Consider the following 12,727-nt stretch of genomic DNA (forward strand, 5'->3'; position numbering starts at 1 on the left):
ATGAAGCAATATATCAGTCCCGAAGAATCAAAAACATTCAAAGAAAAACCCATCGAAATTCAGGAACTGATTAATACGGCACTTTACATTCTTGATTGTTTTGGAATACCATTAGAAACAACTCCCCGAAGATTAGAAAGAACAGCAATCGTATTTTTGGCAAGTAGCAATATTAAAATGATTGCGGATTTTAAGAATGCCAAAGATCTGAACAGTGGCTATTCGATAAAAACCAGGGAAATAATCACTTTTGTGAACGAGCATTTTAATGAAAACATCAGTCTAGGATCTTATGATGACATAAGAAGAAAAGATTTAAAGCTATTGACAATTGCCGAGATAGTTTTGCAATCAAGTCCAAATTCTGCTACAAATGATTCAACTCGTGGATATTCACTAAATCCTACGTATGCAGAACTTGTAAGAAACTTTGGATCTGCGAATTGGGCGGAAAGTGTTGCTGAAAGACTAAAAGAGATTGAACCACTTAGCCAAAAATTAAAAAGAGAAAGGACAATTTCAAAAGTAGACATTACCCTTCCATCAGGTGGGCATCTTTCATTTTCCGTTGGAGAACATAATGATTTGCAAAAAGCCATTATTGAAAGTTTTCTGCCCAGATACGGATATGGTGCAGAAGTCCTCTACATTGGCGATACGTCTGATAAATATTTGTATTTGGAAAAGGAAAAACTAGAACATTTAAACTTTTTTGAAATTTCACATGATGAATTGCCCGATGTAATCGCCTATTCCAAGAAAAAGAATTGGTTATATCTAATTGAAGCCGTTCATTCTTCAGGGCCAATTAGTGAAATTCGTCTTCTACAGTTACAAAAGTTGACAAAAGACTGTACAGCTGACATTATTTACGTAACAGCTTTTTTAAACCGCCAAAAGTTTCGTCAATTTATAAGTGAAATAGCCTGGGAAACAGAAGTGTGGATAGCGGATAATCCAGATCATTTAGTGCATTTCAATGGTGATAAATTTCTAGGTCCGTATAAAGAATAAAAACACATCGCGGTAAACAGTAAATCATCATTTACCAATGCCCGCTTGGCAATCAATTCTCAGCATTCCATGAATAAATTAAAAATAGCGACGGCTCAGTTTGAGCATAAAAGCGGCGACAAATCATATAATTTATCAGTCATTGAAAAGCTATCCCAAAAAGCGGCGGCAGAAGGCGCCAACGTCATTGCTTTTCATGAATGCTCAATTACGGGTTATACGTTTGCACGGCATCTTTCCAAAGAGCAAATGTTTGATTTGGCGGAATTTATTCCTGCCGGGGAAAGCATTTTAAAACTTACCGAAACCGCAAAAGCCCATAACATTGTAATACTGGCGGGGCTTTTTGAAAAAGATGAACATGACCGTCTGTTCAAAGCCTACGTGTGCGTAGACAAAAACGGATTGGTGGCCAAATACCGAAAATTGCACCCGTTCATCAATCCGCATTTAACGCCCGGCGACCAGTATTGCGTGTTCGAAATTCAGGGCTGGAAATGCGGCATTTTGATTTGTTATGACAACAATATCATCGAAAACGTAAGAGCCACAAAGTTGTTGGGGGCCGATATTATTTTCATGCCTCACGTCACGATGTGTACTCCTTCTACCCGGCCAGGCGCAGGTTTTGTGGATCCAAAATTGTGGGAAAATCGCGAGAATGACCCCACTTCGTTAAGGGCCGAATTTGACGGTTTGAAAGGACGTGAGTGGCTCCTGAAATGGCTCCCAGCCCGCGCCTACGACAATGCCATCTACGCCATTTTTTCAAACCCAATTGGCATGGACGACGACCAATTGAAAAACGGCTGTTCGATGATTATTGACCCCTTTGGAGATATTATTGCCGAATGCCGTTCGTTCGACGATAGTTTTGTCTGCGCCACGCTCGTTCCCGAAAAATTGACACAGGCAGGCGGCCACCGCTACATCAAAGCAAGACGACCCGATTTATACCGAGACATCGTCGGGCAATCTCACCAACCAGAACAAAAGGTAATTTGGCTGAATAAGGATGAGAAATAATGTAAATACTGGACCGTTAAAAACCATCCGTAAGCCTTTTCTTTTCACAACTTTTATGAAAGCAGCCTTGTCGATATTCTCGCTAATGTTCTGTATTACACTGTCTTTTGCTCAGTCAAGTCCTCCCAAGCCCTTTGTACTTGGTCTGATTGATGAAATAGCATCGGAGCAACTGGCGGAAAAAAGAATCCTCAACATTTACCTTCCCGAGGGTTACACCAAAAACGACACCATCAAATACCCCGTTATTTATCTCCTAGATGGCTCGGCCGACGAAGATTTTATACACGTCGTCGGGTTGGTACAATTCAATACTTTTTCGTGGATCAACCGCATTCCCAAATCCATCGTCGTGGGTATCGCCAATACCGACCGCAGGCGGGATTTCACCTACCCAACGAGCATTGAATCCGACCAAAAGCGCAATAAAACCGCAGGAAAATCCGAAAGATTCATTGCCTTTCTGGAAAAAGAGTTGCAGCCATACATCGAGCGTACCTATAAAACCACCAACTCAAAAACACTCATTGGGCAATCGCTGGGCGGGCTTTTGGCCACCGAAATTTTGCTCAAAAAAACCACTCTTTTTACCAAATACATCATCATTAGCCCGAGTTTGTGGTGGGACAATGCCTCGTTGCTAAAACTACCTTCTCCCCTTTTTGAAGAATCTTTCCAGTCCAAAACGGACGTTTACATCGGGGTCGGGAAAGAAGGACTTGCCCCGACCGACATCCCGCACGTAATGGAAGTGGACGCAAACCTGCTGGTAGAACGACTCAAAACCACGAAAAGCAAAAACGTTACGGTTCATTTTGATTATTTGCCGCAGGAAGACCACGCCACCATCACCCACCAAGCCATTTTTAACGCATTTCGACTGCTTTATCCTTCGGGGAGTGCCAAGTAAATACGGTGGCTTATCTCATCTAAACGATGATTCAACGTTCTAAACGTCCTTTTTCTTCGTTACTTTGCCAAAATTGGCTTGAACAAAGCCCCATAAAATTCAGTATTCCATAAACAGTAAAGCCGAAGAGTGCATGAAAAAAATACTGCTGGTAGAAGATGAAACAAGCGTAGTTGACTTTATAAAAAAAGGATTGACAGAAGGGAATTATGAAGTATCGGTCGCTTTTGACGGCAATACCGCCATCAATATGGCCCTAGAATCTTCGTTCGATCTTTTTATTCTGGACATTATGTTGCCCGACAAAAACGGCCTTGAAGTATGTAAAGAACTGAGAATCAGAAATATTAAATCTCCCGTCCTTTTTCTGTCGGCATTGGGCACTTCCGAAAACATCGCCCTCGGACTAAACATCGGGGCCGATGATTACCTCATTAAGCCTTTTAAATTCATTGAGCTACACGCTCGAATTAACGCGCTTTTGCGACGCTCCTCTCAAAAAGAAGAAAATAAAGAAGAAAAATCTAAAAATGTATACCTCATTGGTGACTTAATGGTCAACGATGATGCCAAAACAGTCGCCAAAAACGGCAACGTCATTTCATTGACCGCCACCGAATACCGCTTATTATTGGTTTTAATAAAAAATAAGGGAAAAGTTCTTTCAAGAATAGATATATTGGAAAGTGCTTGGGATATTAATTTTAATTTGGGCACCAATGTAGTGGATGTTTATATTAATTATCTACGCAAAAAAATTGACCCCGAAAATGAGTTGATTCATACGGTGGTTGGGATGGGGTATATTCTAAAAGAAAAATGAAAACACAGACTAAAATAGCATTATTATTGGGCATACTTTGTATATCCATTGTTATTTTATTTAGTACCATTATTTACTATTTTTTGAATAACTACTCGTACGTAGATTTTTATAAAAGGCTCGAAACTCGGGTGCGCATTTCGGCCAAATATAACTTCAATAGCGACACCCTTGATGCGGCCTATCTAAAATCAATAAAAAATCAGCACCTCGAAAAACTCGAAAAAGAGAAAGAATATATCATTAAAATAACGCCCCAACTTACACTTGATTCGCTATCTAAAAAACATAAATTACCAAAGACTTTTTTAGAAACACTATTGAAAGAAGGTAGGGCAAAAGAGAAAGATGGAAGCTTTTTTTTTGCAGGCAGTAAAATTCAAAACGACAACAATCAACACCTTGTGATTGTATCGGCCGAAAATTACTACGTCACCCACCACCTCATTTTTTTAAGAAATATGCTCTTTGGGAGCATTGTGTTGTTGGTGTTGATTGTGCTATCGCTTTCGGTCTATTTTTCAAAACACATTTTCAAACCCATTAAAGAAATTACGGACAACGTAAAACAAATCAGCACCGAAAATATCCACCTTCGCCTCGAAAACAACAGCGTCAACAACAACGAAATCAGCGAACTGATTAACACTTTTAACGACTTGTTGAGTCGCATTGAAACGGCCTTTGAAACCCAAAAGAATTTTATCAGCAATGCCTCTCACGAGCTAGGCACTCCCCTGACGACCATCATCGGCGAGGCCGATGTTGCCTTGCTCAAAGTCAGAACTCCGCAAGAGTACGAGCAATCCCTGAATAGTATTCTCCAACAGGCCGAACGGCTCGACCAAATCACCAAATCGTTGCTTTTTCTGGCCCAAACGGGCTATAAAGGGAAGACCATCGTCTTTGAAATGCTGCGCATCGACGAAATTATCTGGGAAACGAAGGGGCTGATTGACAAGCTTAACCCCGACAATAAAATATTTGTTGACCTGAATCTGCTGCCCGAAGACCCCAAAAAGCTAAAAGTAAAAGGCAATAAACAACTGTTGCACCTCGCCTTTGCCAATCTCCTCAACAATGCCTGCAAGTACTCAAACAACAGCCCCGTAACGGTCCATATCGCTTCCAGCAACACGCAGGTTGTCATCATTATTGAAGACCTAGGCATCGGTATTCCCGAAGCTGAAATGGCCTACATTTACGACCCTTTTTTCAGGGCTTCCAACACCAAACTGTATGAGGGCTACGGCATAGGCCTCCCGCTGACGCGCAACGTGATTAACCTTCACAAGGGCGAGCTTCTGGTTAGTTCAGCCCTCAATGCGGGCACCAAGGTGCAGATAAAACTCCCGCTGATTCAGTTCCCACCCACCACGCCTTACCCCTAAAACGGGCAAATATAAATTAGCCCTCCTTTTGTGGTTGCGACGCCCTTCCATTGCCTTATTTGGCCTTATAGTATCCCATTCCGAACGCTTCAGATACCGTTTGATAACTATTTTATGAGATTGACGTATAAAAGGTGAATGTTTGTCTTTATTGAGGATAAAAAGCCTCAAAGTTCTACAATCACTTGAAAGACTCAAAAAAATCAACTTCGGCCAATAGGCAAATGGGTGAAATATGATTGGCTTTGCCAACACACTGCACCCGTTTGCCCTCCGTTATAGGCTAATGACAACACACCAAACAAGAACTAGACACAAATAAACTTTAAATATGCCAGAACTTAAAGATTGGATAGCTGGATTCAAAATCGATAAGCCAGAATTGAACGATTTTGTTGTAAAACTAGAGGGATTTATTTCAGACACTGGTTTTAACACCTCAAAGTTCGAGAATGCTGTTGCAATAGGTTTGCAGAGAAAAGAAGAAGAGGTTATAAAAACATTTAGAGAAGATGTTGAAAATTAAGAAAATTACTGTTGAAAATTTCAGGGGACTTAGGTTGCCTGTTTCTATTGATTTTGTCAAAGGTAGCAAGACAACTTCGGCATTGATTTATGGTAGAAATGGAACAGGTAAAAGTTCAATGGTCGATGCTTGGGAATGGCTTCATAAATTTTACATTGAAAATTTGAGCAGAGAAGGGGTATTACTAACTGATTTGCCACACAAAGCATCCGGAGGAATTAATAGCTACATATCCGTTGACTTCCAACACACTTCAATAAATAATGCGACTGCTACATTCAATTCCAAGAAAATAACCACTCCAACCACAACAGGAGAATACAATGAATTCAGAGCATTAAGCTCATATCCAAATTACTTACGATACACAGACCTTAATGATTTCATTTGTAATAAGCGCAAAGCAGCGAGATACGAATACATCGCAAAATATTTTGGACTCGAAAAATTTTCATTGCTACAAGATACATTACAAACAAGTCTTAATAAGCAATTAAGTAATTTACAAAAACTGCAAAAAGACTTTGAGGCAAGCAGCAATGCCATAAATTCAATAACTGGATTGACAACGGTTGACGAAGCTACAGTTGTTAAGTTCATCAACACAATTGCCTCAAAACATAAAATCTCGGCAATCACTACTTTCAAACAGGCAGAAAATGTAAAGGCTGCTTTACAAAAAATAATACAAGAAAATCCTGTAGCAAAAGAACTTACAGAGTGGAAAGCGTTTCAATTAAGACAAAACCAGTTTTATCTAATTACAACTGCAAAAGTAAACTGCACGGCACTTGAAGAACTATTTACTGATTTGAAGCAAAATGAGGAAAGTGTAAAACAACTCATTCTTTCTTCCCTTTACGAACAAAGCATTGAAGTAATTTCCAAATTGGAAGACAAATCAAAGTGTCCAGTTTGCGATGAAGCATTTGATGGCGATTTGTTGCAGCACGTGACAGCCAAGCACAATTCTTTAGCAGCACTGAATAAGAAGAAAACTGAATTTGATGCAAAAAAATCATTAGTAGAAAAACAGTTTGAAGTAATTTTAAGAAAGATAGCAGCTATTGAAGCAGAGAGCAGTGCCGTTGTTTTGTTAGCATTTCAAAGTTTCTTTGATGATTTAAAAACAATCGCTTCTACACTTCCAACTTTAAATGCAACACTTAAAAAACAGCTTAAAGATTTAGCAACTCTATCAATCAGTAATGACGAAGCGATTGCAAAAATTGACACAATCATTTCCAAGGAAGTAGCAAGTAAAACGCTCGTAGCCGATAAAATTGCTGCTTTGTCAAAAGATGAAAAGACAAAAAATTTAGCACAGGATTACACAAATCTTTCAAACATCATTGACAATTTCAAAAGTCATTCAATCAACAAAGAGAAAGTAACTTATTTGAAAAACATCACAGACAATCTTCAAACTTTCTTCAATTCACTCACCTCTTATATTCAGACAGAAATTCAAAATACTTTCACAGTTATTTCCGCTGATGTAGTTGATTATTTTAATGTTCTTGAAAACTCCAATCCTGACATTAAAAATCCTGCATTAAAACTTATTACTGGGAAAGATAAAGCTGTTGAATTAGAGATTGAATTCGCATCTGAGAAAATTACACCTGCCTTCAAATTTCTAAGCGAAAGTCAGGTAAACAGTTTTGGTCTAGCGTTTTTTTTGGCAGCAGTAAAACGTTTTAACAAAGATTTCAAGTTTTTTATTTTAGACGATGTTGTAAATAGTTTTGACAGTTTTAAAAGACCAAGAGTCGCCAAGCTAATTGCCACCAAATTCAGTGACTTTCAAGTTCTAATGATTACCCACGACCAAATTTTCTTTGATACTGTACAAAGAAAATTTCCTGAGTGGCAACGCTATAAATTCACCTCGTGGGATTATTCAACTGGACCTAAATTTAAACCATCAAAAAACTATTTAGAAGAAATTCAGGCACATATAGATGAGGACAATCCTATAACTGCTGGTCAAACTTTAGGTAAATATTTAGAATGGACTTTTGGCATTCTTTGTCAAAATATGGAAACACCAATTCCTTACAGAGTAGAAAATATTTATACACTTTCAGATTACTACAACCCACTTGCAAAAAGATTTAGAGATAAAATAAAACTTCCCAATAAACAACACAAATTATTTGAACTACTTGACGACTTTGAAACGGGAACAATATTCAGAAACTATTGTGTGCATTGGAAAAATGAAGCAACTCAGTTTACTTCAGAAGAGATTGAAGCAATTTTTAAAAAGTGGGTTGAAATTGAAGAAATTATATTTTGCACTTCGTGTAAATCTTTTGCTCACTATAAGAATATTAGCAATACAAACTATGTAAGGTGCGACTGTGGAGCGGCAAACCTTCTAGAGGAAAAATACTATAGTCCTAAAAAATAATTGAAGACAAAAATACCCCCTGTTGTTCGTTGTCTTCCGTAGGGAGACTGCGAACGCAAAATAAATAGAGTGTTTGTAACACGGTGAGTGCCAAAGTAGCTTCTCATTTGTAGTTTTAAATTGCCGCTTTTAAGTAACTTTGTTTAATGGAAGCATTATAATAAAATGTCATAGCTTACTCAAACTGACAAGATGAAAGTGCAGACCAGCGGCCACTCAAAAACGGAGCAAAACCGAAAAACCTTACGAGTAGGAAAAAGCAAAACAAGAAATTCAAGGAAAAGTAACACAAGAAGTCTATGCAAAAATAGACAACGATTATTACAAAGGAGAAGGTGATATTTGATGGCAATAAAATTCAATCTTACACTTTATGGAATTAGACGGACTTTACCAAGATATCAACAATAAGGTAGGAAGTATGACCAAAGCAGAATTTGAAAGCATTCGACCATGCTTCAAACGTATTACAACCATGAGAAAGCAGATCTTGGTCGCTGAAGGAGACTTTAACAACAAACTTTTTTTTGTGGAGAAGGGTCTTGCTTATAACTATAAGACGCTGGATGACGGACAAATCAGAGTCATTACATTTGCGAGGGAAAACGAGTGGATTTCTGATATGGAAAGTTTTATTTCTGGCAATAAAGCGCAATTGACCGTTGAAACATTTGAAGCTAGCTCACTCTGGTTTCTATCAAAAGAAGATTGGGAACTGGCTTGTATTAAGAGTCCAAAAATTTCGGTATACTCACAGCTTCTTTATTCTCAGTGTACCAAGAATCTGTATTCTCAGGTTTCCGAGTTGGTTTCAAAGGATGCTGAGGCGCGATATAGTCAAATATTGACAAATATGCCCGACTTGCTCCAAAGGGTACCACAATATCTCATTGCAGCGTACCTCGGCATTTTGCCATCATCACTTAGCCGCATCAGAAGCAGTAAAAAAGTAATTTATTAGCATAGGCGAATGACTTTCATTTCTTTAAGTAGTTTTTTTGTAAAAACAAGGGCGAAACCGAATAGCCTTACAAATAGGAAAAAGCAAAACAAGAAATGAAATGGAAAAAGTAACACAAGAAGTCTATGCAAAAATAGACAACGATTATTACAAAGGGGAAGGTGATATTTGGTGGCAACCAGATTCAATGTTACACCTTCTGAAAACAAGTCTTAACCCTTGCAGAGTTGGCTATTTTAAGAAAGTACTCCACAAACTTGCTATAGACCCGCAGGGCAAAACAGCGTTAGAAGTTGGTTCAGGTGGCGGGATACTTACAGAAGAAGTTGCTAAACTGGGGTTCACTACCACTGGGATTGAGCCTGCCGAACAATCATTAAATACAGCCATCAACCACGCACGCCTTAGTGGTTTAACCATTAAATACGACAAAGGATTTAGCGAAAACCTTCCTTATCCTGACCAATCATTTGATTGTGTAGTATGTTGCGATGTGTTGGAACACGTCATGGATTTGCCCAAAACAATTTCAGAAATTTCCAGGGTATTAAAACCAAACGGTGTATTTTATTATGATACGCTGAATAGAACTTTTATTAGCAAATTGGTCGCTATTAAAATTTGGCAGGAATGGAAACGTTGGGCGTTTATGCCACCCAATATTCATAACTGGGATATGTTTATTAAGCCCGAAGAACTAAAAACACTTCTTGCCCAAAATAAACTGGATTGGAAAGAACATAAAGGAACATCACCAAGTGTTTCCATTCCAAAAATGTTGGGTTATTTAAGAAAAAGAGTAAAAGGAGAATGGGGCTACGCTGAACTTGGCAAAAACTTTCAATTGAAAGAGAGCAATGATATGAATATATTTTATCTGGGCTATGCTATCAAGCAATGATTGTTCTTTGCCCTGCCAAAACAAGAAAACCTGCCCATAAACGGCATTTGGCAAAAAAGCGGGTTCATTGGTTAATTGAACATTCTGCCTCGCGTCCATCCCGCTAGCTAGCGGGATGGTGTATTGTGTATTAATAGTGAACTGTTTCGTAATCGCCCCCTTCGGTTAGCCGCTAAACTGTTAGACTACCTCCTCCTGCTCAGACACCACCCAAAGTGCTTTAAGCCATTGTTGGTGTTTAAGTCAACTAAAGCAAGCAAAGGCCGTTTCTGTGCGTTATTCCTTTTACTTACCCTATGCTGCGAGGCGGTGTTTTGCCTTGTCCCACTGGCTTAGTCGGCAAAATAATTCCTTTCTTATCAATTTCTAATCTCATTCTTAGAGGCTCTTAATAACGCCAAAATAGTTTTGTGTCCATAACCTAACGCAAGGCATGGCAACAAAAACTATTTTAATCCCTACCGATTTTTGTGTTGCATCGCTCAACACTTTGAAACTCGCTTTGGCATCGCATATCGACCAACCCACCCGGGTGGTGCTTATTTATGCCGAATACCCCGACAATTCAATCACGGAATTATTATTCTATTCTTCAGAAAATAGAATAAAAGCGCTCGTCACCAATGAGTTTAAAGAAGCCCTCGAAATCATTAAAAATCGCTTTGAAGGCAAGCTATTGGATATTTCGATTGAGTTATTGACCATGAACACCAATGGCTATTTGAATAACTACTTGGACGCCAACAAAATCAATGAAATCTACCTTCCTAAAACCTATCAATTAAAACCCGCAAAAAATGGATTTAACCCCTTACCCATCCTGAAAAAAGCCAAGGTTCCCGTCACTGAAATAAACTGGGGCACCGATTACAAGCAAACAGAACAAGAACAATTAATTGCACTTTTTATTTAAAATGAAATGAACAAGAAATTATTTCCGACCACGCCCGCTGGCCGCCTGAAGCTCTTCTTCACCTTGTTTGATTCCCGCTGGGAAGACCTGACAAAAGACAACTGGGCCAAAACCGTTTATCGGGATTTTAGCGCGGGATTGATTGTGGCCATGACGGCCATTCCGATGGCGATGGGCTTTGCGATGGCAATGGGAATGCGCCCCGAGCACGGCATCATTGCGGGCGCGTTGGCCTGCGTGGTAGGACGTACTTTCGGCGGCTCCAAATACCAAGTCTACGGGCCTACAGCCGCGTTCATTCCCGTCATTGCGGGCTTGATTACCAAATATGGCCCCGCCAATGGTGGCGATTTTGAAACGGCCCACGGGTTTTTGATTTTGGTTTCGATGATTTCTGGCGTTATACTCATTGTGATGGGTATTTATGGTTTTGGACGCTACGCCAAGCTCGTTCCCAATTCCATCATTGTGGGCTTTACCATCGGTATCGCGGTGGCTATTGCTCTCACCAACGTCGAAGATATTCTGGGCATTGAATCCTTCAAGGATTTATTGGGACAAGACGAAGACATCAAAGGCGGCTTGATTCATAACCTGACTACGGCGTTTGGGAACATCGACAAAATCAACGGCTGGTCGATTTTTTTGGGGTTGATGACTTTCGCTTTAACCAAAACTTTACTCCGAATTTCGGTTTTCATTCCCGGGCCTGTCATTGCGATGGGACTGGCTACGCTGCTTTCGGCCACCTTTCTGGCCGATAAAAACATCATTTTGGTCAAAGACCTTTACGGCTCTATCCCCAACAATTTCTTCGTTTTTACGCCGCCCATGCTACCCGCACTGAACGGCAGCGTTGTTATTGATATTATCTATTTTGTGTGTGCCATCGTGTTTGTGTCGGGCGTCGAGAGTATTCTGTGCTCATCCATGGCCGACAAATTGGCCAACAACCAAAGAACGCCCTTTAACCCCGACAAAGAGTTTTTTGGACAGGGAATGGTGCAAATCCTTACGCCGTTGGTTCAGGGGTTCCCTTGTACTGGAGCGTTGGCCCGCACCGCTACGAGCATCAAGGCAGGTGCCCAAACACCGTTGGCAGGTTACTTCAAAGCAGCTTTAAAATTGGCAATGGCCTACAATTTGGCCCAATACCTCGAACTGATTCCGATGGCTTGTATCGGGGGTATCTTGGTTTGGGTGGCAAGCAACATGATCAAACCTTCCGAAATCCGCGAAATCAAACATCAGGGTAAGTTTGAGTTTGCCATGATGACCTACACGGCCTTTATGGTTCCGCTGACCGACTTCCTGACGGGTGTTCTGTCGGCTTTGATTATCTATTTTGTGGTAAAAGCGGTTTTCAAACGTAAAACAAAAGATACGCCTGGCTCAGAGTTAGAAGTAGAGCCGATGGTAAATTCCCACGCTTCTGCCCCCCAAAAATAACTTCACAATTCTGGAGAGCAGATAACTGCCTCTATCCGCCAAACATTTGGTGGGTAGAGGCAGCTTTTTTTAGCGTCGTATTTTCTGTTTAAAATAAGAATTGACACTCGGCCACCGCCGACGGGCCACGGCGTAGACTTTTCCGTCGGTCAGCTTAATTTGTTTCGGAAAGATACTTTCCACAAATCGCAGGTTGATGAGGTAACGCTTATGAATTCGGAGAAATTGACGGTGCGGCAGTCGCGGTTCGAGTTGTTCCAAACACTTCGACACCAACAATCGCTGTCCGTCGGTCAAATGGATACAGGAATAATTTCCGTCACCCGTAATGCAAACAACCTTCTCAAAATCAACGTATTGACCCGCCTCAAAGGTAGTTAATGTAAAGAGAATCATG

The 12,727-nt window shown here is 40.1% G+C and carries 12 protein-coding genes; 11 read left to right on the plus strand and 1 reads right to left on the minus strand.

The annotated features are described in order from the left end of the window. From NCI00_RS22390 to NCI00_RS22440, 11 genes are all read left to right on the plus strand, one after another. Nucleotides 1–1,014, plus strand: a complete 1,014-nt coding sequence (locus NCI00_RS22390) for a BsuBI/PstI family type II restriction endonuclease (RefSeq protein ID WP_253531424.1) — start codon at nucleotides 1–3, stop codon at nucleotides 1,012–1,014. A gap of 69 nt (nucleotides 1,015–1,083) precedes the next feature. Continuing rightward, a complete protein-coding gene (locus tag NCI00_RS22395; RefSeq protein WP_253531426.1) occupies nucleotides 1,084–2,040 on the plus strand; it encodes a nitrilase family protein in 957 nt (318 codons plus the stop codon). Nucleotides 2,041–2,095: 55 nt separating this feature from the next. Further along, nucleotides 2,096–2,950: an alpha/beta hydrolase gene (locus NCI00_RS22400; protein ID WP_253531428.1), complete on the plus strand. Its 855-nt coding sequence runs from the start codon at nucleotides 2,096–2,098 to the stop codon at nucleotides 2,948–2,950. 133 nt (nucleotides 2,951–3,083) lie between these two features. Next, complete coding sequence (locus tag NCI00_RS22405) at nucleotides 3,084–3,773, plus strand: response regulator transcription factor (protein WP_253531431.1); 690 nt, start codon at nucleotides 3,084–3,086, stop codon at nucleotides 3,771–3,773. Beyond that, entirely contained in the window at nucleotides 3,770–5,164 is a 1,395-nt protein-coding gene (locus tag NCI00_RS22410) for a sensor histidine kinase (RefSeq protein ID WP_253531435.1), read from the plus strand. The genes NCI00_RS22405 and NCI00_RS22410 overlap by 4 nt, the downstream gene beginning before the upstream one ends. Nucleotides 5,165–5,495: 331 nt before the next feature. Next, nucleotides 5,496–5,690 (plus strand): hypothetical protein, encoded by a 195-nt coding sequence (locus NCI00_RS22415; protein WP_253531438.1) that lies wholly within the window; start codon nucleotides 5,496–5,498, stop codon nucleotides 5,688–5,690. Then, nucleotides 5,677–8,106 carry an AAA family ATPase gene (locus tag NCI00_RS22420; RefSeq protein WP_253531441.1) on the plus strand — a complete coding sequence of 810 codons (2,430 nt, stop codon included), beginning with the start codon at nucleotides 5,677–5,679 and terminating at the stop codon, nucleotides 8,104–8,106. The genes NCI00_RS22415 and NCI00_RS22420 overlap by 14 nt, the downstream gene beginning before the upstream one ends. Nucleotides 8,107–8,479: 373 nt before the next feature. After that, entirely contained in the window at nucleotides 8,480–9,067 is a 588-nt protein-coding gene (locus NCI00_RS22425; protein WP_253531444.1) for a Crp/Fnr family transcriptional regulator, read from the plus strand. A 100-nt stretch (nucleotides 9,068–9,167) separates the two neighbouring features. Further along, nucleotides 9,168–9,968 (plus strand): bifunctional 2-polyprenyl-6-hydroxyphenol methylase/3-demethylubiquinol 3-O-methyltransferase UbiG, encoded by an 801-nt coding sequence (gene ubiG / locus NCI00_RS22430; RefSeq protein ID WP_253531447.1) that lies wholly within the window; start codon nucleotides 9,168–9,170, stop codon nucleotides 9,966–9,968. A gap of 433 nt (nucleotides 9,969–10,401) precedes the next feature. Beyond that, nucleotides 10,402–10,881, plus strand: a complete 480-nt coding sequence (locus NCI00_RS22435; protein ID WP_253531450.1) for a hypothetical protein — start codon at nucleotides 10,402–10,404, stop codon at nucleotides 10,879–10,881. A gap of 6 nt (nucleotides 10,882–10,887) precedes the next feature. After that, on the plus strand, nucleotides 10,888–12,330 hold the full coding sequence (locus tag NCI00_RS22440; protein WP_253531453.1) for a SulP family inorganic anion transporter: 1,443 nt from the start codon (nucleotides 10,888–10,890) through the stop codon (nucleotides 12,328–12,330). A gap of 69 nt (nucleotides 12,331–12,399) precedes the next feature. Here NCI00_RS22440 and NCI00_RS22445 read toward each other — a convergent pair whose 3' ends face one another. Then, nucleotides 12,400–12,726, minus strand: coding sequence for a LytR/AlgR family response regulator transcription factor (locus NCI00_RS22445; protein ID WP_158549947.1), 327 nt, complete (start codon nucleotides 12,724–12,726; stop codon nucleotides 12,400–12,402). Nucleotide 12,727 lies beyond the last annotated feature (1 nt).

This window comes from Runella salmonicolor (genome assembly GCF_024158025.1).
Lineage (GTDB): Bacteria > Bacteroidota > Bacteroidia > Cytophagales > Spirosomataceae > Runella > Runella salmonicolor.